At 64.1% G+C, this 21,447-nt stretch carries 21 protein-coding genes and 1 tRNA gene; 12 read left to right on the top strand and 10 right to left on the bottom strand.

The window, feature by feature from the left end; all coding sequences use genetic code 11:
• Window positions 1-57: 57 nt before the first annotated feature.
• From ACUJ47_RS05545 to ACUJ47_RS05525, 5 genes are all read left to right on the top strand, one after another.
• The gene (locus ACUJ47_RS05545) at window positions 58-1,431 is read left to right on the top strand and encodes a class II 3-deoxy-7-phosphoheptulonate synthase (RefSeq protein ID WP_445537427.1); all 1,374 of its coding nucleotides are present in this window, start codon (window positions 58-60) and stop codon (window positions 1,429-1,431) included.
• Between the two features lie 122 nt (window positions 1,432-1,553).
• Complete coding sequence (locus ACUJ47_RS05540) at window positions 1,554-2,624, top strand: diguanylate cyclase (protein WP_445537426.1); 1,071 nt, start codon at window positions 1,554-1,556, stop codon at window positions 2,622-2,624.
• A 94-nt stretch (window positions 2,625-2,718) separates the two neighbouring features.
• Complete coding sequence (gene egtB, locus ACUJ47_RS05535) at window positions 2,719-3,963, top strand: ergothioneine biosynthesis protein EgtB (protein ID WP_445538864.1); 1,245 nt, start codon at window positions 2,719-2,721, stop codon at window positions 3,961-3,963.
• A complete protein-coding gene (gene egtD / locus ACUJ47_RS05530; protein ID WP_445537425.1) occupies window positions 3,960-4,946 on the top strand; it encodes an L-histidine N(alpha)-methyltransferase in 987 nt (328 codons plus the stop codon). The genes egtB and egtD overlap by 4 nt, the downstream gene beginning before the upstream one ends.
• Window positions 4,947-4,981: 35 nt before the next feature.
• Window positions 4,982-5,653 carry a retropepsin-like aspartic protease family protein gene (locus ACUJ47_RS05525; protein WP_354144343.1) on the top strand — a complete coding sequence of 224 codons (672 nt, stop codon included), beginning with the start codon at window positions 4,982-4,984 and terminating at the stop codon, window positions 5,651-5,653.
• A gap of 20 nt (window positions 5,654-5,673) precedes the next feature.
• Here the strand turns inward: ACUJ47_RS05525 and ACUJ47_RS05520 are convergent.
• The 3 genes from ACUJ47_RS05520 to yghU form a co-directional block, all read right to left on the bottom strand.
• A tRNA-Gln gene (locus ACUJ47_RS05520) sits at window positions 5,674-5,748 on the bottom strand.
• A gap of 46 nt (window positions 5,749-5,794) precedes the next feature.
• Window positions 5,795-7,174 carry an MFS transporter gene (locus ACUJ47_RS05515; protein ID WP_445537424.1) on the bottom strand — a complete coding sequence of 460 codons (1,380 nt, stop codon included), beginning with the start codon at window positions 7,172-7,174 and terminating at the stop codon, window positions 5,795-5,797.
• Window positions 7,175-7,246: 72 nt separating this feature from the next.
• On the bottom strand, window positions 7,247-8,098 hold the full coding sequence (yghU, locus tag ACUJ47_RS05510; protein ID WP_445537423.1) for a glutathione-dependent disulfide-bond oxidoreductase: 852 nt from the start codon (window positions 8,096-8,098) through the stop codon (window positions 7,247-7,249).
• Between the two features lie 156 nt (window positions 8,099-8,254).
• Here yghU and ACUJ47_RS05505 point away from each other — a divergent pair, with 156 nt between their 5' ends.
• The 3 genes from ACUJ47_RS05505 to ACUJ47_RS05495 all read left to right on the top strand — a co-directional run bounded on the left by ACUJ47_RS05505 (window position 8,255) and on the right by ACUJ47_RS05495 (window position 12,941).
• Window positions 8,255-10,585, top strand: a complete 2,331-nt coding sequence (locus ACUJ47_RS05505; protein ID WP_445537422.1) for an NAD(+) synthase — start codon at window positions 8,255-8,257, stop codon at window positions 10,583-10,585.
• Window positions 10,586-10,594: 9 nt separating this feature from the next.
• Complete coding sequence (locus tag ACUJ47_RS05500) at window positions 10,595-11,482, top strand: DMT family transporter (RefSeq protein WP_445537421.1); 888 nt, start codon at window positions 10,595-10,597, stop codon at window positions 11,480-11,482.
• Between the two features lie 97 nt (window positions 11,483-11,579).
• The gene (locus ACUJ47_RS05495; RefSeq protein ID WP_445537420.1) at window positions 11,580-12,941 is read left to right on the top strand and encodes an MFS transporter; all 1,362 of its coding nucleotides are present in this window, start codon (window positions 11,580-11,582) and stop codon (window positions 12,939-12,941) included.
• Between the two features lie 62 nt (window positions 12,942-13,003).
• Here the strand turns inward: ACUJ47_RS05495 and ACUJ47_RS05490 are convergent, their stop codons facing one another.
• The 3 genes from ACUJ47_RS05490 to ACUJ47_RS05480 form a co-directional block, all read right to left on the bottom strand.
• Complete coding sequence (locus ACUJ47_RS05490) at window positions 13,004-13,411, bottom strand: DoxX family protein (protein ID WP_445537419.1); 408 nt, start codon at window positions 13,409-13,411, stop codon at window positions 13,004-13,006.
• 29 nt (window positions 13,412-13,440) lie between these two features.
• On the bottom strand, window positions 13,441-14,034 hold the full coding sequence (locus tag ACUJ47_RS05485; protein ID WP_445537418.1) for an FMN-dependent NADH-azoreductase: 594 nt from the start codon (window positions 14,032-14,034) through the stop codon (window positions 13,441-13,443).
• 85 nt (window positions 14,035-14,119) lie between these two features.
• Window positions 14,120-14,833: a pirin family protein gene (locus tag ACUJ47_RS05480; RefSeq protein ID WP_445537417.1), complete on the bottom strand. Its 714-nt coding sequence runs from the start codon at window positions 14,831-14,833 to the stop codon at window positions 14,120-14,122.
• 104 nt (window positions 14,834-14,937) lie between these two features.
• Between ACUJ47_RS05480 and ACUJ47_RS05475 the strand changes: the two genes are divergently transcribed.
• Entirely contained in the window at window positions 14,938-15,843 is a 906-nt protein-coding gene (locus ACUJ47_RS05475; RefSeq protein WP_445537416.1) for a LysR family transcriptional regulator, read from the top strand.
• Here ACUJ47_RS05475 and ACUJ47_RS05470 read toward each other — a convergent pair.
• The 4 genes from ACUJ47_RS05470 to ACUJ47_RS05455 form a co-directional block, all read right to left on the bottom strand.
• Window positions 15,840-16,472, bottom strand: coding sequence for a glutathione S-transferase (locus ACUJ47_RS05470; protein ID WP_445537415.1), 633 nt, complete (start codon window positions 16,470-16,472; stop codon window positions 15,840-15,842). The genes ACUJ47_RS05475 and ACUJ47_RS05470 overlap by 4 nt on opposite strands.
• Window positions 16,469-17,407 (bottom strand): oxygen-dependent tRNA uridine(34) hydroxylase TrhO, encoded by a 939-nt coding sequence (trhO, locus tag ACUJ47_RS05465; protein WP_445537414.1) that lies wholly within the window; start codon window positions 17,405-17,407, stop codon window positions 16,469-16,471. Before trhO ends, ACUJ47_RS05470 begins: the two co-directional genes overlap by 4 nt.
• 352 nt (window positions 17,408-17,759) lie before the next feature.
• Entirely contained in the window at window positions 17,760-18,839 is a 1,080-nt protein-coding gene (locus ACUJ47_RS05460) for a branched-chain amino acid aminotransferase (protein ID WP_445537413.1), read from the bottom strand.
• A 370-nt stretch (window positions 18,840-19,209) separates the two neighbouring features.
• Window positions 19,210-19,695: a hypothetical protein gene (locus ACUJ47_RS05455; RefSeq protein ID WP_445537412.1), complete on the bottom strand. Its 486-nt coding sequence runs from the start codon at window positions 19,693-19,695 to the stop codon at window positions 19,210-19,212.
• 51 nt (window positions 19,696-19,746) lie between these two features.
• Between ACUJ47_RS05455 and ACUJ47_RS05450 the strand changes: the two genes are divergently transcribed.
• The 3 genes from ACUJ47_RS05450 (at window position 19,747) to ACUJ47_RS05440 (ending at window position 21,435) form a co-directional block, all read left to right on the top strand.
• Window positions 19,747-20,484 (top strand): TlyA family RNA methyltransferase, encoded by a 738-nt coding sequence (locus ACUJ47_RS05450; protein WP_445537411.1) that lies wholly within the window; start codon window positions 19,747-19,749, stop codon window positions 20,482-20,484.
• Between the two features lie 108 nt (window positions 20,485-20,592).
• Window positions 20,593-21,141 carry a TspO/MBR family protein gene (locus ACUJ47_RS05445; protein ID WP_445537410.1) on the top strand — a complete coding sequence of 183 codons (549 nt, stop codon included), beginning with the start codon at window positions 20,593-20,595 and terminating at the stop codon, window positions 21,139-21,141.
• 42 nt (window positions 21,142-21,183) lie between these two features.
• Window positions 21,184-21,435 (top strand): accessory factor UbiK family protein, encoded by a 252-nt coding sequence (locus ACUJ47_RS05440; RefSeq protein ID WP_445537409.1) that lies wholly within the window; start codon window positions 21,184-21,186, stop codon window positions 21,433-21,435.
• Window positions 21,436-21,447: the final 12 nt, after the last annotated feature.

Genomic DNA, 21,447 nt, shown 5'->3' with positions numbered 1-21,447 from the left:
TTCTGAGACGGCGCGTGTAACCGCGCCTGCTCGATTGACCTTACAGAGACAGTGAACGTGGCGCAGAACTGGATACCCGAGGGCTGGAAGGCCCATGAAGCGCGGCACTTGCCGCAATATGAAGATGCAGCCGAACTGGCCGCGGCGGAAGCCACGCTCGCGACCTATCCGCCGCTCGTCTTCGCGGGTGAAGCGCGCGCGCTGAAGGCGGAGCTGGCCGATGTGGCGCAGGGCCACGGCTTCCTGCTGCAAGGCGGCGACTGCGCCGAAAGCTTCGCCGAGTTCCATCCGAACAATATTCGCGACACCTTCCGCGTGCTGCTGCAGATGGCGGTGGTGATGACATTCGCCAGCAAGCGCCCCGTGGTGAAGGTGGGGCGCATGGCGGGGCAGTTCGCCAAGCCGCGCAGTTCGCCCACGGAAACGCAGGGCGACGTGACCCTGCCGAGCTATCTTGGCGACAATATCAACGGCATCGAGTTCGATCCCGAAGCGCGCCGCAACGATCCTGCGCGCATGGTGAAGGCCTATTCGCAGGCTGCGGCCACGCTCAATTTGCTGCGCGCCTTTGCCGGCGGCGGTTACGCAAACCTGCGCCAGGTGCACCAATGGACGCTCGATTTCATGGGCCGCACGCCGTGGGCCGACCGCTTCAGTGACGTCGCCGACCGGATCGGCGAAGCGCTCGACTTCATGGAAGCCTGCGGGATCGATCCGGCGACCGTGCCGCAATTGCAGGGCACCAGCTTCTACACCAGCCACGAAGCGCTGTTGCTGCCATACGAGCAGGCCCTGACCCGGCGCGATTCGCTGACTGGCGACTGGTACGATTGTTCGGCACACATGCTCTGGATCGGCGACCGCACCCGCTTCGAGGGATCGGCGCATGTCGAGTTCCTGCGCGGCGTCGGCAATCCGATCGGCATGAAGTGCGGGCCCAGCCTTGAATCGGATGCGCTGTTGCGCCTGCTCGACACTCTCAACCCCGCGCGCGAAGCCGGGCGGATCACCCTGATCAGCCGCTTCGGCCACGACAAGGTCGAGGAAGGCCTGCCGCGGCTGGTGCGTGCCGTGAAGCGCGAAGGCCATCCGGTAGTGTGGAGCTGCGACCCGATGCACGGCAACGTCATCAAGTCCGACAGCGGCTACAAGACGCGCCCGTTCGATCGCATCCTTTCCGAAGTGAAGGGCTTCTTCGCGGTTCACCGCGCCGAAGGCACCCATCCGGGCGGCATCCATATCGAGATGACCGGGCAGGACGTGACCGAATGCGTGGGCGGTGCGGTGGCGATCACCGACGATGCGCTGGGCGATCGCTATCACACGCATTGCGATCCGCGGCTCAATGCGGCGCAATCGCTGGAACTGGCTTTCCTGCTCGCCGAAATGCTCAACCAGCAGGTGGGCGAGCGGCAGGCGGACGCCGCCTGAACCACGCTCGGCGCTGCCGGAAATCTTTCACTGACCTACGCGCTATTGCGGAGGCAGGCGCGCGCCTTTCTTGAGCCTCGACGCTCTAGTTAGCCTTCTCGTTAGCGAGGAGGCGCCAGAGGGTGCGGTTTTTGGGAGAATCGAGCGAGGCCTTGCTGGCCCTGGCAGGGCTGGATGGCGCCATGCTGTTGCTATGCGGCTGGCTGTGGGCGCGCTGTTCACGGCTGAAGCGTGAGAGTTTAGCCGCGTCCAGCGATGCGGAACGGATCAATGGGCTGTTGGACGAAGCGAAACGCCTTGCCGCATCGGCTGAGGAGATCGCCGCGATCGGCCTGTGGCAGTATTTCCTGGATGAAGGGCGGCACGAATGGTCGCCCGGGCTTCGGGACATCTTTGGGCTGGGGCAGGACGAGATATTCCTTCCCGGCGATGCCGAAACGCTGCTGGCGGCGAACGGCGTCGACCTCGTTTCGCTGGTGATGGCCCGGCAGGCGGAGGAGAAGCCGTTCTCCCTGCGGTTCGCGATCATGCGGCTCGACGGATCGATGCGCGTACTGGCGATCCGCGCGCAGCATTTGGGCGCGAGTGCCAAGTGTTCGCGGCGCGTGCTGGGCGTAGTGACTGACATCACTGAACAGTCCCGGCGCGAGAAAGGCCTTGCCCAGTCGCGCGACATCGCTCTGCGCGAAGCCCGCAAGGCGCGCGAGCTGGCCAATACGGACCCGCTTACAGGCCTTGCCAATCGCCGAAGGGTGATGGCGGAGCTCGATCGGCTGATCGTCAGTTCGCGCCAGAGCGGCGCGCCGCTGGCGGTGATCATGCTCGACATCGACTATTTCAAGCAGGTCAATGACACGCACGGGCACCCCGCGGGTGACGATGTGCTGCGGAGCATCGGGCAGATACTGCGCCAGCAGGCGCGTGCGGGCGATGTCGCAGGGCGCATCGGCGGTGAGGAATTCGTGTGGATCGCACGCGAAGCGGATGTGACCGTCGCGCGCGCGCTGGCCGAACGATTGCGGCAGGCCGTGGCTGAACGCGGCGCGGGGATCGGGGCGCCGCCGGTGACGGTGAGCGTGGGACTTGCCACCATGCGCGACGACGACAGCGGGTTGGGGCTGTTCGCCCGGGCGGACCAGGCGCTCTACCAGGCCAAGGATCAAGGCAGGAACACCGTGCGGATGGCGGCCTGACGCGCAATCCGCACTGCATGGCGCAGCGCGGCATGTCTTTCATTTGCAAGCTCTATGGGGCATGATCCTGACTATGGATCGGTTGCCGCAGGAGATGTCCGTGCCCGAACCCTTCGCCCGTTCACAGGTCGAAGCGAATGCGCCGCTGGCGGATCGCTTCCGCGCGACGCGCGCGCTGATGGAAGCCCTTGTTGCGCCGCTCAGCGATGCCGACGCGACGATCCAGTCGATGGAAGACGCATCGCCTGCCAAGTGGCATCTGGCGCATACCACATGGTTCTGGGAGACGTTCCTGTTGCGCGATCATGCAGCGGGATATCGCCTGTTCGACGAGCGCTGGCCCTTCCTGTTCAATTCCTATTACGAGGCCGAAGGCGCGCGGATCGCACGCTTCTCGCGCGGGATGCTGTCGCGGCCGTCGCTTGAGGAAGTGTTGGCCTGGCGCGCGCATGTAACGGCTGCGATGGATGCGCTGCTCGGGCGTGAGGAGCTTTCCTCGCTCATCGAACTGGGCATCGCGCATGAGCAGCAGCACATCGAATTGCTGCTGACCGATATCAAGCACGCGCTGTTCCGCAATCCGCTTGGCCCCGCCATGTGGGAGGGGGCGCCGAAGCCGGCGGAGGAACGCGTCGCGGCGGGCTGGCATGAGCATCCGGGCGGCATCGCACTGATCGGCCATGACGGCTTCGGTTTCGCTTTCGACAATGAAGGGCCGCGCCATCGTGTGCTGCTTGAGCCCTTCGCGCTGTCGAACCGGCTCGTCACCAATGCCGAGTGGAGCGAGTTCATCGCAGAGGGCGGCTATCGCACGCCTTCGCTGTGGCTGTCCGACGGTTGGGCAAGGGTCCAGCGCGAAGCGATCGCAGCGCCGCTCTATTGGCGCGATGAGGAGTATTTCACCCATCAGGGCTGGCAGGCGCGCGATCCGAACGCGCCGGTCACGCACATCTCCTATTTCGAGGCTGACGCCTTCGCCAGCTGGGCGGGTTTGAGGCTGCCGACCGAGTTCGAATGGGAAGCGATCGGCCAGCTGGGCGATCCCGCAAGCGGCAACCAGCTCGATCGCGCCGGGCCGGTATTGCCCGGCGGCAGCGAAGGCATGTTCGGCGATGGCTGGCAGTGGACCCGCTCCGCCTATCTCCCCTATCCGCGCTTCAAGCCGGCCGCAGGCGCGGTGGGCGAATACAATGGCAAGTTCATGAGCGGCCAGTTCGTGCTCAAGGGCGCCAGCTGCGCCACGGTGCGCGGCCATTCGCGCGCTTCCTATCGCAATTTCTTCTACCCGCACCAGCGCTGGCAGTTCACCGGCCTGAGGCTGGCGAAGGATCTCGCGTGAGCGCGTGCAAGGGCATTGCGCTGGTCAATCTGGACGATGACGGCGTCGACCGCGCGTTCCGCGCCGACGTGCTGCAGGGCCTGTCGGAGCCGCAGAAGGCGGTGCCTGCGCGCTGGTTCTATGACGATGCCGGGTCGCGCCTGTTCGAGGAGATCACGCAGCTGCCCGAATATTACCTGACCCGGGCCGAGACCGAGATACTGACCGATCGCAGCAAGGAATTTGCCGAGCTGGTCGGGCCGGGCCGCGCGGTGGTGGAATTCGGATCGGGCAGTTCGGTCAAGACCCCGCTGCTGCTTTCCGCGATTGCGCCTGCGGCTTATGTGCCGCTCGATATTTCCGGCGATTTCCTGCGCGCCTCGGCGGCCGATCTCGCCGCCAAATTCCCGGGCCTGCCGGTCTATCCGGTGGAGGCGGATTTCATGCGGCGGGTGGAACTGCCGGGTGAAGTCGCGGAACTGCCGAAGCTGGGCTTCTTCCCCGGATCGACCATTGGAAACATGGTCGCGCGCACGGCGGTCGATCTGCTGCGCACCATGCGCGAAACACTGAGCGAGGGCGCCAAGCTGCTGATCGGGATGGACCAGATCAAGGCTCCGGCCGTGCTGGTTGCGGCCTATGACGATGCGGCAGGCGTGACGGCCGAGTTCAATTTCAACCTCGTCCGCCGGATCAACCGCGAACTCGATGGCGATATCCCGCTCAACGCCTTGCGGCACGAAGCGCGCTGGAATGACGATATCGCGCGGATCGAGATGCATCTTGTGGCCATGCGCGACATTGGTTTCAGCGTTTCGGGGCGCAGTTTCGCGATGCGCGCGGGCGAGAGCATCCACACCGAGAACAGCCACAAGTTCGACCGGCGCACGGGCAACATGCTGCTGCTGGCGGGCGGGTGGACGCCGATCCGCCGCTGGACGGATAGCGAAGGGCGCTTCGCATTGCTGCTGGCCGACGCCACGCTCCCGCGCAGCGCGCCGTGATGGACCAATATGGCCGCGCTTCCTATATCCGCTGAATGACGATCGAATCCGCCTGGCAATATCTCGCGATGACGCTCGCTGCGGTCCCGCGCTCGGGCCTGCTGCTGCTGGTTGTCGCGGCAATCGGGCTGAGCTGGATCGGCAGCCTGATGGTTCGGCGCCAGTTGCCGCTGGGCCAACTCGTGCGCCGGGGCAGCACAATAGTGCTCGCGGGTGTGCTGGTGCTGGTGGTGCTGCAGCTGTCGCGCTTCGATTCGCGGCTCGAAGTGGCGGTGCCGCAGATTGGCCTGCCCGAACAGGTGGTCGAAGGCGGCGAAACGCGCATCGCGATGGCGCCGGATGGGCATTACTGGCTGCAGGCACAGCTCAATGGCGTGCCTGCCAATTTCCTGATCGATACCGGAGCCACGCTCACCGCCGTGTCGAAGGGGCTGGCCGATCGCGCCGGGCTTGAGCCGCGCCGCGGCGGGCTGCCGGTCACCATCAACACCGCCAATGGACCGGTCGGCGCGCATCTTGCGACCGCGGGTGAGATCCGCTTCGGCAATGTCGCGGCGCGCGGGCTCGACGTGGTGATTGCCCCCACGCTGGGCGATACCAATGTGGTGGGTATGAACCTGCTTTCGCGGCTTGCGTCATGGCGGGTGGAGGGCACCACGATGATATTGGTGCCGCGGGTGCCGGAGCCTGAGGGTGATTGGCAGTAGGCGCTTCAAGATCAGAGATCTGGCTGGGGTGGCAGGATTCGAACCTGCGCATGGCGGTACCAAAAACCGCTGCCTTACCGCTTGGCTACACCCCAGCAGAGGGGCGCTCTATAGCGGCTTCGAAAGCAATGTGAAGGCCCCTCAGGCGGGTAATTCGCGGCGCGTCGCAAGCTCGCTTTCCACAGTGGCGATCAGCCGCCGGTCGAGCCGGTAGAACATCATTGCAATCCCGCCGGGTATCAGCGCAACGGCAGGAATCAACGCGAATGCGAGGTTGATTCCCGTGATCGCCTGCTCGGACTGGCTCTCGCCCGCGACAAAGCCTGTCAGTCCCATCACGAAGCCGGGAACGGCCGCGCCCAATGCTACCCCCGCCTTCACTGCGAAGATTGAAGCGGACACGACCAGCCCGGTCATCTGCTTGCCTGAACGCCAGTCGACAAATTCGGCAATGTCGGTGAACATCGCGAAGGCGAGCACCATCAGTATGCCGAAGCCGACCCCGACGAAATATTGCACGAGGGTTTGCGGCCACACCGCATCGAGCGGCAACATGTAGAACAGCACGATTGCGCTCGCCTTGAGCGCGCCGGCGGCGATGATCAGATGCGCCTTCTCGAAGCGTCGCTGGAGGAAGTTGCCTAGGATAACGCCGCTCACCTGGCCCAAAGCCAATGCAGTGTAGAACAGCGCAACGCGGTCGAGGAAGAGGAACACCGGCGTGCCGTCATCCCCCACGACATATTTGAAATAGAACAGCGCGCTGCCCGCGCGCGAAGCGATCGCGATCACCCCCATGATCGCTGCGACCGCCACTGCGATCCATGGGCCCGTTCGGAAAAGTTCCCTGATGTCGCCGCCGATCGATCCATTCTGCGCAGCGGGGGGAATGCGCTCTTTCGTAGTGGCGAAGGTCGTCAGCAGGCAGAAGACCGAGACCACCGCGATGCAGGCCATGGTCAGCATAATGCCGCGCGCTTCGTCGCCGCCGCCCAACTCGCGCACCAGCGTGGTCGCGAGCACGCCGATCATAATGCCCGCAGTGGCTGAAAAGAACATACGCCAGGCAGTAACGCTCGCACGTTGCGTCGCGCTGGGGGAAATCACGCCGAGCAGCCCGCCATAGGGCACGTTCGCCACCGTATAGACCACCATCGCCATGGTGTAAGTGACATAGGCCCAGACCAGCATCCCGCCCTGGCTCAAATCGGGCACTGCGAACACCAGCACGCCGAACAGGCCAAACGGCACTGCCCCGAACAGGAGGTAGGGGCGGTATCTGCCCCAACGGCTGCGCGTGCGGTCTGCGATCATCCCCATCATCGGGTCCGTCACTGCATCGACCAGCTTGGTCAGCAGCAGCATCAGGCCGATTGCCGCGGGTGCGAGGCCATGCAAGTCGACATAGAAATAGAGCAGGAAGAAGCCGAAGAAGTTGAGATAGAGGCCCGAGGCGAGGTCGCCCACGCCATAGCCCAGCTTCTCCTTCAGTCCGATGCGCTCAGGCGGGGTTCGAGCCAATCGCGTCTCCCTGCTAGACTGGTAGGGCGTGGGTTATCATGTTCGCCCCGACAGCCAAACGCACAAGAGTGCTCAAATATCCTTGCCTTCGAAATCGGCCGCTGAATGGCGCTCGGGCAGCTTCTTGTTGTCGTCACCCGTTGCCTTGTTGACGATCCGCCCGCGGCGCACCGCCGGGCGTGCAGAGATCTCCTGCACCCAGCGCGCGACATGTTTGTATTCGTCGATCGAGAGGAAGGTCTTGGCGTCGTTATAGGCCACGCCCGCCACGAAGATCGCGAACCACGGATAATTGGCGATGTCGGCGATGGTATATTCGTCGCCTGCGAGGAAGCGGCTTGCGGCGAGCCGCTGGTCGGCAACGTCGAATATGCGCTTGGTTTCCATCGAATAGCGGTTGATCGCATATTCGAACTTCTCCGGCGCATAGGCATAGAAATGGCCGAAGCCGCCACCGATGAAAGGGGCGGAGGCAACCTGCCAGAACAGCCAGCTCATCGTTTCGGCGCGCGCGGCGGGCTCGGTCGGCAGGAACTCGCCGAATTTCTCCGCCAGATGGACCAGGATCGCGCCGGATTCGAACACTCGGAACGGCACCTCGCCGCTGCGATCCTCAAGCGCGGGTATCTTGGAATTGGGATTGAGCCCGACGAAGCCCGAGGTGAACTGGTCGCCGGCGCCGATGTTGACCAGCCAGGCATCGTATTCGGCACCCTTGTGGCCCAGCTCGAGCAATTCCTCGAGCATCACGGTGACCTTGACCCCATTGGGAGTGGCTAGCGAATAGAGCTGGAAGGGGTTCTCGCCCACCGGCAATGCCTTCTCGACTTGCGCCCCGGCAGTCGGGCGGTTGATGCTGGCAAAGCGACCGCCGCTTTCCTTGTCATAGGTCCAGACCTTGGGCGGGATGTAGGCATCGGCCATGCGCGAGTTCCTTGTCGCTGGTTTGAGCGTCGAAATGCGAAGTTACGCATCGCGGCGCCATGCGCAAGGAATGGCTGCACCTAGGATGGCGGCAAATGCTTTCACCCCTGCAAGCAGCACTTGCCATTGGTATCCCAAAGGGATACTTTGTGGGATATGCACCTTGCCGGACACAAGATTCGCCAATGGCGCGAAGCGCACGAACCGCCGCTTTCAGCGGAGGAGTTCGGCGCGCGCTATGGCGATCCCTGGCCCAGCCGCACCGTCTATGGCTGGGAAGCCAAAGGGAAAATCGCTCGCGCGCCGGTGCAGAAGCGGTTGGCCGAACTGGGCATTTGCGCGCCTGACGACTGGCTGGAGCCTTCGCCCGCGCTGGATTTATCCGCAGGATACGAAGTATCCCATAAGGATAGCATTGAAGAGGAAAGCCGCGCCCATCCCTTTTACGACATGCGCCGCCACGGCTTCGTCCGCGTAGCGACCAGCACGCCGAAATCGCGCACGGCGGACGTCGCCTATAACGTCGCCGGGATACTCGCCGAGGCCGAGCGCGCGCATGATGCCGGGGTGGACCTGGTGGTCTTTCCCGAGCTGTGCATTTCCTCCTACGCGATCGACGATCTGCACCTGCAATCGGCCCTGCTCGATGCGGTGGAGGCGGGGCTGGGCGAAATCGTGGCGGCGAGCGGCAAGTTCGATCCGGTGCTGCTGGTCGGCGCGCCGCTGAGGCACAACGGGCGGATCTACAATTGCGCCGCAGTGGTGGCGCGCGGCAGGCTGCTCGGCGTCATCCCCAAGAGCTTCCTGCCCAACTATCGCGAATATTACGAGAAGCGCTGGTTCGCGCATGGCCGAGAGATCAGGGGGATGGAAATCGCGGTAGCTGGGAGCCGTGTGCCTTTCGGCACCGACCTGGTCTTCGCGGCGGAGAACCTGCCGGGCTTCCGCCTGTTCGTCGAGATTTGCGAGGATTACTGGTCGCCCACGCCGCCTTCTACACGCGGCGCGCTGGCCGGGGCGAGCGTGCTGGCGAACCTTTCGGCCAGCAACATCACTATCGGCAAGTCCGACGAGCGGCACCTGCTCGCCCGCGCGCAGAGTTCGCGCGCAGTCGCGGCCTATCTCTACTGCGCCAGCGGGCATGGGGAGAGCACCACCGACCTCGCGTGGGACGGGCAGGGCATGATCTACGAACTGGGCGATTTGCTGGCTGAGAGCGAGCGCTTCAGCCTTCATGCCGAATTGTGCATCGCCGATGTCGATTGCGAGCGCATCCTGGCCGAGCGCGCGCGGATGCAGACCTTCAACGACGCGGCCGAGGCGGCCGGGCGACCCGAAGACAGCTTTCGCACCGTCACCTTCGAACTCGCGCCGACCGGGGGCGATCGCGGGCTGGTGCGCCCGACCCGGCGCTTCCCCTTCGTGCCCAATCGCCAGCACCGGCTGGACGAGGATTGCTACGAAGCTTTCAACATCCAGGTCGACGGGCTGATGCGGCGGCTTGAATCGACCCATGCCAAATCGATGGTAATCGGCGTTTCGGGCGGGCTCGATTCGACCCATGCGCTGATTGTGGCGGCGAAATGCTGCGACCGGCTGGGCCTGCCGCGAACCACCATTCGCGGCTACACCATGCCCGGCTTTGCCACGTCCGATCACACCAAATCGAACGCGTGGAAGCTGATGAAGGCGCTGGGCATTACCGCAGAAGAGATCGACATCCGCCCCGCGGCAACCCGCATGCTCGAAGACATGAGGCACCCTTTCGCGGCGGGCGAGCCGGTACATGACGTGACTTTCGAGAATGTGCAGGCAGGGCTGCGCACCGACTATCTGTTTCGCCTTGCGGGCCATCATTCGGGCTTCGTGATCGGCACCGGCGACCTCAGCGAACTCGCGCTCGGCTGGTGCACCTACGGTGTGGGCGACCAGATGAGCCATTACGCGGTGAATTCGGGCGTTCCCAAGACCCTGATCCAGTATCTGATCCGCTGGGCGGTGAGCACCGAACAATTCGATTCCGCGACCGATGAAGTGCTGCTGTCGATCCTCGATACCGAGATTTCGCCCGAACTCGTGCCCCCGGGCGAAAGCGGCGAGATCCAGAGCACCGAGAGCATCATCGGGCCTTACGAGCTCAACGATTTCTTCCTGCACCACACCATTCGTTGGGGCCAGCGGCCCAGCAAGATCGCATTCCTCGCATGGCATGCCTGGCGGGATGCGCGCGCCGGCTTGTGGCCTGCCGGTTTCCCGGAGGCGGAGAAGAACGAGTATGACCTCGCCACCATCCGCCACTGGCTGGAGAATTTCCTGCGGCGCTTCTTCGGCTTCAGCCAGTTCAAGCGCAGCGCGATCCCCAATGGGCCCAAGGTGAGCGCGGGCGGGGCGCTGTCGCCGCGCGGCGACTGGCGCGCGCCGTCGGATGCGGTGGCGGATGTCTGGCTGGCCGAGCTGCGCGATGCGCTGCCGCCTGCGGATGGTTAGGTACGCCCGATGAGCCTGCGCACGATCCTCGTCCTGATGCTGTGCAACCTCGTGTGGTCGCTCAACGTGGTGGTGAGCAAGCTGGTGGTTGACGATCTGGGCGTGCCGCCACTGTTCTACGCTTCCGCCCGAGCGTTGCTGGTGGTGGTGGCGCTGGCCTATCTGCTGCGCCCGCTGCCCAAGGAACTTGGCAAGGTGCTGCTGATCGGGCTGGCGATCGGCGGCGGCTCCTTCGCGCTGCTGTTCATGGGACTGGAGACTGCTTCGCCCTCTGTGGCAGGCATCATCAGCCTGTCGGGCGCACCGATGACGGTGGTGTTCGCGATGATTTTCCTGGGCGAAAGGGTGCGCTGGCGTCGCGGATTGGGAATATTGCTGACGCTGGGCGGAGTGCTGATCGCGATGGGATCGCCTTCCGGGATAAGCGGCGGCGAGGGGGCAATGCTGCTGTTTGCAGCGGCGGTGATCGGCGCGCTGGGCTCGGTATTCTTCAAGCGGATCGAGATCGATGCGCGCGCAATGCAGGCGTGGTCCGGCCTTGCTTCGGTGGTGGTGCTGGCGCCCCTGTCATTTGCGACAGAGAGCGGGCAGTTCGCTTCAGTGGCGGCGCAACCGCTCGAATTCGCCGGGGCGCTGTTCTTTGCCAGCATCGTCGTCTCGGTCGGGGCGCACACGGCTTACTATCGGATGCTGCAACAGAACGACGCCAACCTCGTGGTGCCGCTCACGTTGATGACCCCGCTGCTGACGATCGTGTTCGGCGCGCTGATCACCGACGATGAAATCGGCTGGCGGTTGATCGGCGGATGCGCGCTGGCGATCGTCGGCGTGGCGATCATCGTGCTCCGCCCGAGCCGGAATATTTTCAAGCCTTTGCTGGTGAAGGCCCGCTTCTAGCTCTCCACAGGAGCAGTCTTGCGCTTCCGGCGCGAGCCGTTAGCTTGGCGTGCAAGCGGTCGCTCGCATGCCCGACACTGTCGGGCCAGGGGGACTGATGGCGACCATTTCACCGCAGAACGGGCTTATCCTCTCGCAAAGCAGGCGGCTGCGCCTGTTCACGCTGTTCATTCTCTATGTCGGGCAAGGCCTGCCGATAGGGCTGTTCTGGTTCGCCATACCCGCATGGATGGCCGCCAATGGCGCTTCGGCGAAGGATGTCGGCTCAGTGGTGGCGCTCACCGCGCTCCCCTGGTCGCTCAAATTCGTCAACGGCTTCTTCATGGACCGCTACACCTTCCTGCCAATGGGGCGGCGGCGGATCTGGCTGCTTGGGGCGCAATCGGTGATGATCGCCGCGCTCTGCGCCGCAATCGTTCTCAATCCGGAAGTTGGCGACGTCGCAGTGCTCGGTGCGATCGGCTTCGTGGTCAATATGGCGACCACTTTCCAGGACGTGGCGGTCGACGGGCTGGCGGTCGACATCATGGAGGAAGACGAACGCGCGCGCGGCAGCGGAATGATGTTCGGCGGGCAATCGATCGGCATTGCCGTCGCTACTGCGCTCACCGGCGCGGTGATCGGCGCATATGGCGCGCCGGCGGCCTATGCCATCGTGGCGGGTCTGATCCTGTTGCTGTGCCTCTACATCCTCGCCTTCAACGAGCGCGAGGGAGAGCGCAAGCTGCCGTGGCAGCAAGGCACGGCGCACCCGCGCAATCTCGAAATGCAGGTTGGCGCCTGGTGGCCAATCCTCAAAAGCACGCTCAGCTCGCTGTTCAAGATGCCCAGCGTGCTGTGGGCGCCGGTGCTGATGGGGCGCGGGTTGCTCTATGGCGGGCTGACCGGGGCGACTCCGCTGATCGGCTCGAATTACCTCGGCTGGAACGAAGCCGAGATTTCCTCGCTGACTGCGGCGGCCGGGCTGGTGGCGGGCATTTTGTGCCTGACACTGGGGGGCTGGCTGGGCGACAGGTATGGGGCAAAGCGCACCTCGATTGGCTGGCTGATCGTCCAGCTGGCGATGTGCACCACCATGTATTTCTCAGTCTCCGAATGGAGCAACGAGCTGCTTTTCATGGCCTTCGTCTACGCCTGGATTTCGCTCGACATGCTGCTGACGGTTTCCTGCCTGCCGATTTCGATGCGGCTGTGCGATCCGCGCGTGGCGGCCACCCAGTTCACCATCTACATGGCGATTGCCAATTCAGGGATCAGCATTGGCGCCTTCGCGTTGAGCCGGGTCGACAGCTTTGGCGGCCTGCCTTCGATTTTCCTGGTCGTGGGCGCGGGGATGGCCGCGGCGCTTACACTGCTGCTGTTCGCCAGATACCCGCGCCGCCCGGAGTTCTATGCCGCACTGGCAGCCAAGGCCGAGCAACTGCCGCATGACGACGGGCTGAAGCCGCGCATCGACTGACACGCAGGCGCCGGGAGGCGGATCACCTCCCGGTGCCAAGCTGTGTGTGCGGTTGCCTTCTTTTACCGGCGGTCGAGCGAATAGCGGCCCGGCCCGAAGGCGGCGAGCAACAGGAAACCGCCAGCGATCGAAAAGTTCTTCAGGAACATGATCATCTGCATCTGGTCGGACAGTTGGTTGTGGAAGGCAGCTGCGGCGACCACGCTGAACGCCGCAATCGCGAGCGCTGCAAGGCGCGTCTTGAAACCGACCAGCACGGCCAGCCCGCCAAGCACCTCGACCGCAACCGCGCCAACAAAAGCGAGCGTTGGCAAAGGCAGGCCGACCGAGGAAATGTAGCCGATCGTGCCGGTGGGATCGGCCAGCTTTCCAATCCCGGTTATCAGGAACAGCGCCACCAGCAGAATGCGCGCGACCAGCGCCATCCAGTCCTGTTGGGCGGTAGTCGAGCTTTCAGTCGAGTTTGCCATCAGAAATTCCTTTCGATTGGGCCGCGCTGTCAGGCCGCCAGTTTCAAGGCCTGTGACTTGGCCGCTTCGATCTTCTCTTCGCCGCCTTCGCCCATGATTCCGTCAGCCGCGACATGCGCGACCACTTCGATGCCGAGGAAGCCGAGGAAGAACTTCAGCCACGGCGTCATGAAGTCGAAATCGCTGCCCACCGGCGTGCCGCCCGAAGCGATGGCGAGATAGGCCTTCTTGCCCTTGAGCAGGCCTTCAGGGCCGTTGGGGGTGTATTGGAAGGTCGTGCCCGCACGCGCCACCAGATCGGCCCATGCCTTGAGGGTGGAGGGAGCGCCGAAATTGTAGATCGGAACGCCGATCACGATCGTATCGGCCGCCTGCAATTCGGCGATCAGCGTGTCTGCGATCTCGGCCAGTTCCCGCTGTTCGGGGGTGCGAGCATCGGCGGGGGTCAGGTTCGCGCCGAACCGATCCGCCGAAATGAAAGGCAAATCGTTGGCGGAAAGGTCGCGGCTGATCACATCGGCCCCGTCGCGCTCGGCAATCGAGCGGACAAGGCGGCTGCTCAGGTCACGCGAGAGAGATTCTCCGCTGCGGATCGAAGCGGTGATGTGGAGGATAGTGGACATTGGTGGTCTCCTTTTTTGGCAATCGGGTGCCGCTCCCCTCCCGAGGGGGGAGGGGTTGGAGGGGAGCGGCGAGGGGTAGTGTTGGTTAGGCCGCGTCGACGAGCACCAGCTCGGTATCTTCGAGCGCGGTGATGGTAATGCTGTCCTGCCGGGTGATGGCGATGCCGTCGCGCGCCTTGGCTTCGACATCCTCGACCTTCACTCGGCCGGTTGCGGGAACGAGATAAAGGTGCCGCGAGGGATCGCGCGGGACATAGGTCACGCTCTCGCCTGCTTTCACCGTCGCTCCGAGCACGCGGGCGTCGGTGCGGATTGGCAGAGCACCCGCCGCGGCATCGTCATCATTCGATGCGCTGCTGGCGAGCGGGACGAAGGCCCCGGCGCGGTCGCCCTTGGGGAACTTGCGTGCGCCCCAGCCGGGATTGCCGCCGCGCTCGTCGGGGATGATCCAGATCTGGAACAGCGTGGTTTCCTCATCCTCGAGGTTGAATTCGGAATGCTGCACGCCGCGGCCTGCGCTCATCACCTGCACGTCGCCCGCTTCGGTGCGCCCTTCATTGCCCATGCTGTCGCGATGGGTGATCGCGCCGGTGCGGACGTAGGTGATGATTTCCATGTCGTTATGCGGATGAGTGGGGAAACCGCTCTTGGGAGCGATCCTGTCATCGTTCCACACACGCAGGGCGCCCCAGTGGACCCGCGCGGGATCGTGATAGCCGGCGAAGGAAAAGTGATGCCGCGCATCGAGCCAGCCGTGGTTCGCTGCGCCGAGCGTTTCATAGGGTCGAAGTTCGATCATGTGACATCTCCTCGTTGGAGTAACGTTGTGGAGCCGAGATAGTTCTTGCTGCCTTTCCTGAAAACAGCGATAAAACACATCGAAATGTTCGGAAAAATTGAACAATGAAACTTGGAGAGCCGAGCCTCGACCAGTTGCGCATCTTCCTCAGCGTGGAGGAGGAAGGCAGTTTCGGCGGCGCCGCGCGGCGCATGGGGCGCGCCGTTTCGGCGATCAGCTATGGCATCCAGCAGATGGAAGCGCAGTTGGGCGTCACGCTGTTCGCGCGCGAGGGGTCGCGCAAGCCGGTGCTGACCGAAGCGGGGCGGGGGCTGCTGGCGGAGGCGCGCGCGATCGCCGAAGCGTCCGACGCCATGCTGGCCAAGACGCGCAGCCTGCACGCCGGGCTGGAGAGCGACGTTTCGCTTGTGCTCGACGTAATGGTGCCGGGCGACGTCACTGCGCCGGTGCTGCGCGAATTCCGCCGCATGTTCCCGACTGTCGCGCTGCGGCTCAACATCGAGGCGCTGGGCGCGGTCACCGCCTGCCTGCTCGAAGGAGAGGCGCATCTGGCGGTGGCGGGACCGGTCGTGGTCGCGCATCCCGCGCTTGAACAGCAGGCGATCGGCGAGATCGAGCTGGTGCCGGTCGCCGCGCCCGACCATCCGCTGGCAGCAGGCACCATCGCTCCGGGCGATTCCCGCCATCACCTGCAACTGGTGCTGTCGGATCGCTCGCCGCTGACCGAAGGGCGCGAATTTTCTGTTCTCAGCCCGCAGACCTGGCGGCTGGCGGACCTTGGCGCGAAGCACTCGCTGCTCAAAGAAGGGATCGGCTGGGGCAATATGCCGCGCCATCTTGTGCGCGAGGATATTGCGGCGGGCCGGTTGGTCGAACTCGATCTGCCCGAGAAACCGGGCGCATCCTACACGCTCAGCGCGACCTGGCGCCGCGATGCCCGCCCGGGCCCGGCGACCAGCTGGCTGATCGACGCGCTGCGCGATCGGCTCGCGCGTTGTCCCGGCAACTAAGGACCGAAGATCAACTCTTCGTCGCCTGCCTTCCATGGCGCGAATTTGGGCATCACGCTGGCGAAAAGGTTGGAGGCGAGGTGCCCCTGCAGCCAGCGCCGCAAATGCGGGATCGGCTGCGCGTCGAACCATTCGCGATCGTGATTGGCGAACTGGCGAACGAACGGGAAGCTGGCAATATCGGCGAGGGTGCGGGTATCGCCGCATAGCTGGGGCTGGTCGGCCAGCCGGGCATCAAGTGCCTGAAGGATTTCATATCCCGCCGCGCGATGTGGCGCGGGATCGCAATCTTCGTAACGCGTGGGATATTTGTAGCGGTCGAGGTGGTGCTTGAACGGCTCTTCGATCGTGGCGAGCGTATCTCGATCATCGCCCGTCAGCCAGCTTTCGGGATCGTTCTGCGCCAATGCCCAGCGCATGATCTCGATGCTTTCGTCCAGAACGGTCCCATCTGGCAGAGCCAGCACCGGCACGGTCGCTTTGAGAGAGGCTTCGACCAGTTCGGGCGGCTTGCTGGAGAGCTTCACTTCGCGCAGCTCGACGGTAACGCCCGCGATCCACAAGGCCATGCGCGCGCGCATCGCATAGGGGCAGCGGCGGAAGGAATAGAGGACCGGGTGCTGGCTCATTCCTCGTGCGGGAACTCGGCCCCGACATGGCTCAAGCCGCGCTTGCGGGCGAGCTCTTCCTGCCGCTGGCGCTCAGCGTAGCGGGCGCGCTGTCCCTCGTCGCGTTCGTCCACGCAGTGCGGGCAGCTGACGCCTTCGACATAGTGCGGCGATTGCTGGTCGGCTTCGCAGACCGGGCGACGACACGCGCGGCAAAGGCCGTATGCGCCCACTTCCAGCCCGTGTTTCACCGTCACGCGCTCGTCAAACACGAAGCACTCACCGTCCCAAAGCGAGGTTTCTTCAGGGACTTGCTCGAGATATTTGAGAATGCCTCCCTTGAGGTGATAGACTTCGTCGATCCCCTCGGCGCGCAGGAAGCTGGTCGATTTCTCGCAGCGGATTCCGCCGGTGCAGAACATGGCGACCTTCTTGCCGCCTTCCAGCAGTTCGTCACGGTGCTGGCGGAACCATTCGGGAAATTCGCGGAAGCTGGCGGTGTGCGGGTCGATTGCGCCGCGAAATGTGCCGCAAGCGACCTCATAGTCGTTGCGGGTGTCGATCACGATCGTGTCGGGGTCGGATATCAGCGCGTTCCAGTCCTGCGGATCGACATAATGGCCGACGCTCAAGGTGGGATCGATATCGGGCTCGCCCATGGTCACGATTTCGCGCTTCAGCCGAACTTTCATGCGGTGGAACGGCATGTCGGCGGCATGCGAGAACTTCACGTCGAGATTGGCGCAGCCGGGCAGGGTGCGAATGTGGGCCAACACCTGCTGGATTGCGTTCTCGCTGCCCGCGACTGTGCCGTTGATGCCCTCTTTGGCGAGCAGCAGCGTGCCCTTGATGCCGACCTCCTCGCACAGCGCGAGCAGGGGACCGCGCAGCGCAGCCGGATCGTCGAACCGGGTGAACTGGTAGAGCGCGGCGACGGTGATGGAGTGGTTGGTCATTCGGAACGTCCGACAGGATCGCAACCTTGATGGGCTATATCGAGCTTGTCGCCGCGCCTCTCAAGAAGGATCTGCCCGCCTTGGCGACACCCGGAAATGTTTCTTCTGGCGACGTTGAGCCTGTGAGTGGCTCCGTCGTCTGTCTTGACCCAAACTGCAGGTCCCATTCGGCCATCACTCCCGAACTGAACAATTTCGGCGCGTTCGTACGACGGCGGTATCCCAAAGGCCTTGAACTCTCCGATCAGGTACCAGCCGACGAGCAAGGCAAGTCCAAGCATTGCCAAGGTAAGAGGCCACGCGTCCTTCAACCTATCAGAAACAGGTCTCCGCAGCTCCTTCTGCCTGACCATCAATCCAACTTCATCACCCAGCCATGGGTGTCCGGAACCTCGCCCTTCTGGATGCCGACCAGCTTCTCGCGGATCTTCATCGTGATCTGGCCGGGGCCGCCGCTGCCGATCTCGAACTCGCCATCGGGCCCGGCGACCTTGCCGACCGGAGTGACGACCGCCGCGGTGCCGCAGGCAAGCGTTTCGAGCAATTTGCCGCTGGCGGCGTCCTCGCGCCACTGGTCGATCGAGTACATGCCTTCTTCGACGCTCAAGCCTTCTTCGCGCAGCAACTGGATCAGGCTGTCGCGCGTGATGCCGGGCAGGATCGTGCCGGTCAGCGGCGGGGTGATCACCCGCCCGTCATTGAACACGAAGAACAGGTTCATCCCGCCCAGTTCCTCGACCCATTTGCGTTCGACCGCATCGAGGAACAGCACCTGGTCATGGCCTCTCGCAAATGCTTCGCCTGTGGGCACGAGACTGGCGGCATAATTGCCGCCGCACTTGGCCGCACCCGTGCCGCCGGGGGCGGCGCGGGTATAGTCCGAAATCCAGATGCTGACCGGCTTGGGGCCGCCCTTGAAATAGCTGCCTGCAGGGCTCGCGATCACGATGAACTTGTATTGCCTGGCGGGGCGCACGCCCAGGAATGCCTCGGTCGCGATCATGAAGGGGCGCAGGTAAAGCGATCCGCCTTCGACGCTGGGGAACCAGTCGCGGTCCGCCGCAACCAGCTGGCGGATCGATTCGAGGAAGGTTTCCTCGGGCAGGTGCGGCATGGCGAGCCGGTCAGCCGAGGCGTTGAAGCGGCGCGCATTGGCATCGGGCCGGAACAGCGCGGTTGATCCATCGACCTGCTTGTAGGCCTTCAGGCCTTCGAAGATTTCCTGCGCATAGTGCAGCACCGCTGCCGAAGGATCGAGGCTGAGCGGTCCGCGCGGGCCCACGACGGCATTGTGCCAGCCGCCTTTCGCCTCGTCATAGTCGATCGTGACCATGTGATCGGAAAACAGCGTGCCGAAGCCGGGATTGGCGAGTGCCGCGTCGCGCTCGGCGGCGGGCATGGGGGCGGGGTGCAGGATGCGCGTAAAGTCCATAGTTCGCGGGTAATGCCAGCAATGGACGAGGGCAAGATATGAAAAGGGCGATCCAGCCCGTCGGAGGATCGCCCTTTCATGGTCAGCGGCGGGAAGTGCCGCTCACGAAGCCTCTAGCGATAATAGCTTACCGATAGTGCCTCGCGCGGAAACTTGCCGACCTCTCTGCTGAACCATGAGACATCGGATCACCTCCTTTCGCGCTTTTGAGCCAAGACCCGCACCGTTTCACCGGGGGCCGAGGACCGCGTTCGCCGCTGGCCTCGAGGTACAATTTGAGTCATGCGAATCATGAAAACAAGGCTTGTAAAAAAGTTTTCCCACGTCAGAATAATGCGCTGTTGCGTGGCGCCCGTGAGGCGCCGTTTTTTCACCTACAATCCTCGATCACGCGGGTTACTTCGGCCCAGGCCGGGATATAGAGCGGTGCCATCCCTTCGACTTCGATCGCGAAGCGGCCTTTGGTGATCGCCATGGCATCGAGCAGCGAATCCCTTACCGGCAATTGCACCGTCACTTGCGGCGCGCCCGCTGTCGAGGGCTTCGCCTGCAGGATGCGGTCCTGCGTTTCGGTGCGCACCCGCACCAGCAGGTCGGTATCCGAATGGCCGGGCCGCGCCAGCACTATCGCGCGCGGCTGCAACTGGCATTGCATGGTGAACTCGTTCGCGGTGCCCGCGGCAAAAATCGCCTGCGTGCCGCCGGAAATGGCGCGATAGCTCCAGTCGCCCGGCGTTTGCGGAGCGTCGAGCCAGTTCGCGTCGTCATCGGCGGGCTGCTGCGCGCTCGCCATGCCCGCCGCCAAGGCACAATTCGCCGCGATTGCCGCGGCCATCAGGAAATAGATCGGTTTCATGTCGCCACAATGCGCGCTAACGCCTTTCGCGTCCATGACCAAGGCTGCACCATGAGCGGAAAACGCCGGATCGATCAGTTGCTTGTCGAGCGCGGGCTCGCCGAAAGCCGTGCGCGTGCGCAGGCGCTGGTGATGGCGGGGTTGGTGTTCAGTGGCGAGACCAAGATCGCCAAGCCGGGGCAGCAGGTCGCAGCGGACACGCCGCTGGAGGTGCGCGGGCGCGACCATCCGTGGGTCAGCCGTGGCGGGATTAAACTGGCGCATGCGATCGAGCATTTCGGGCTCGATCCGGCGGGCGGGGTGGCGATGGACATCGGCAGCTCCACCGGCGGCTTCACCGATGTGCTGCTGCAAGGCGGGGCTGAGCATGTCTACGCGGTCGACAGCGGCACCAACCAGCTCGCCTGGAAGCTGCGGCAGGATCCGCGCGTCACCGTGCTCGAACAGACCAGCGCGCGGGTGCTTACGCCGGAGCTGATCGACCGGCCATGCAATTGGGTGGTGTGCGACGCCAGCTTCATCAGTCTCGCCAAAGTGCTCGAGCGTCCGCTGGAGCTGGCCGCGACCCCGTGCACGCTGGTGGCGCTGATCAAGCCTCAGTTCGAAGTGGGGCGCGAGGAAGTGGGCAAGGGCGGGGTCGTGCGCGATCCGGCGCTGCATGAGCGCGTGTGCGGCGAAGTGCGCGGCTGGCTCGAAGGCGCGGGCTGGGCGGTCGAAGGGATCGTCGAAAGCCCGATCACCGGGCCGCAGGGCAATGTCGAGTTCCTGATTTGCGCCCGGCGCGGCTGATCGCATGACAAATGCGACCCATCCCGCTGTGGTACAGCGATTTTGCCTCCGGTTGCGCAGCGTGTATCGCACATCCATGAACTGCCAGCGAATCAATCGGGGGTAAGCATGAACGTCATCGCGTCACGCAGCCAGCTGCGCGCCAGCCTGATCCGCTGGGCGCTGTTCACCGTGCCGTTGGTGATGCTGCTGGGCTTTATCGCCGGGCAGGCGGGCAGCCCCAATACGCTGTGGTTCCAGAGCCTCGTAAAGCCATCGATCTATCCGCCGCCGGCCACATTCGGGATCGTGTGGACGGTGCTTTACGCGATCATCGGCTTTTCGCTGGCGCTTGTGTGCAGCTCTTGGGGCGCGCGCGGGCGTGGCCTCGCGATCGGGCTGTTCGTCGTGCATTTCCTTTGCAACCTTGCCTGGACGCCGGTGTTTTTCGGTAACCAGAACATCGAAGGCGGGCTGATGGTGCTGGGGCTGGTCGATTTCACCCTGCTGCTGCTGATTGCGGCATTCTGGCGAGTGCGCCGTTCGGCGGCGCTGCTGCTGCTGCCCTATCTTGCATGGGTGGGTTTCGCGACTGTGCTCAATTACGAGTTCCAAAGGCTCAATCCCGATGGCGGGCAGGATGTGCCCTCGGCTTCGACCCAGCGCTACCAGCTTTAGCTGGCTCTTGCGTTCCTTAGCCTTCGGGGCCAGATAGCGGCCATGCAAAGCCAGAACCCCATGATCGCCGATTTCGTGAAGCTTGCGAACAGTGCCGCGGGCACATTCGCCGGGATGACGCGCGAAGCGCGCGAAAGCGCGCGCGAGCGACTGAAAGAAGCGTTCGGCGGCATGGACTTCGTCTCGCGCGAGGAATTCGACACCGTCAAGCTGATGGCGCAGAAGGCCCGCGAGGAAAACGAAGCGCTCAAGGCGCGGATCGAAGCGCTGGAAGCCAAGCTCGCGGGCAAGTAATCCGGCCGCGCA

The organism is Altererythrobacter sp. Z27, from assembly GCF_052683155.1.
This window is presented reverse-complemented; position numbering and strand designations above follow the sequence as displayed.

Coding starts and splice junctions, on each gene's coding strand:
- ACUJ47_RS05455 (WP_445537412.1), bottom strand. CDS start 19,695: ATGAAACCGATCTATTTCCTGATGGCCGCGGCAATCGCGGCGAATTGT.
- egtB (WP_445538864.1), top strand. CDS start 2,719: ATGTCCGTGCCCGAACCCTTCGCCCGTTCACAGGTCGAAGCGAATGCG.
- ACUJ47_RS05525 (WP_354144343.1), top strand. CDS start 4,982: ATGACGATCGAATCCGCCTGGCAATATCTCGCGATGACGCTCGCTGCG.
- ACUJ47_RS05490 (WP_445537419.1), bottom strand. CDS start 13,411: ATGGCAAACTCGACTGAAAGCTCGACTACCGCCCAACAGGACTGGATG.
- ACUJ47_RS05505 (WP_445537422.1), top strand. CDS start 8,255: ATGCACCTTGCCGGACACAAGATTCGCCAATGGCGCGAAGCGCACGAA.
- ACUJ47_RS05445 (WP_445537410.1), top strand. CDS start 20,593: ATGAACGTCATCGCGTCACGCAGCCAGCTGCGCGCCAGCCTGATCCGC.
- ACUJ47_RS05475 (WP_445537416.1), top strand. CDS start 14,938: ATGAAACTTGGAGAGCCGAGCCTCGACCAGTTGCGCATCTTCCTCAGC.
- ACUJ47_RS05495 (WP_445537420.1), top strand. CDS start 11,580: ATGGCGACCATTTCACCGCAGAACGGGCTTATCCTCTCGCAAAGCAGG.
- ACUJ47_RS05460 (WP_445537413.1), bottom strand. CDS start 18,839: ATGGACTTTACGCGCATCCTGCACCCCGCCCCCATGCCCGCCGCCGAG.
- ACUJ47_RS05485 (WP_445537418.1), bottom strand. CDS start 14,034: ATGTCCACTATCCTCCACATCACCGCTTCGATCCGCAGCGGAGAATCT.
- yghU (WP_445537423.1), bottom strand. CDS start 8,098: ATGGCCGATGCCTACATCCCGCCCAAGGTCTGGACCTATGACAAGGAA.
- ACUJ47_RS05470 (WP_445537415.1), bottom strand. CDS start 16,472: ATGAGCCAGCACCCGGTCCTCTATTCCTTCCGCCGCTGCCCCTATGCG.
- ACUJ47_RS05440 (WP_445537409.1), top strand. CDS start 21,184: ATGCAAAGCCAGAACCCCATGATCGCCGATTTCGTGAAGCTTGCGAAC.
- ACUJ47_RS05450 (WP_445537411.1), top strand. CDS start 19,747: ATGAGCGGAAAACGCCGGATCGATCAGTTGCTTGTCGAGCGCGGGCTC.
- ACUJ47_RS05500 (WP_445537421.1), top strand. CDS start 10,595: ATGAGCCTGCGCACGATCCTCGTCCTGATGCTGTGCAACCTCGTGTGG.
- ACUJ47_RS05480 (WP_445537417.1), bottom strand. CDS start 14,833: ATGATCGAACTTCGACCCTATGAAACGCTCGGCGCAGCGAACCACGGC.
- trhO (WP_445537414.1), bottom strand. CDS start 17,407: ATGACCAACCACTCCATCACCGTCGCCGCGCTCTACCAGTTCACCCGG.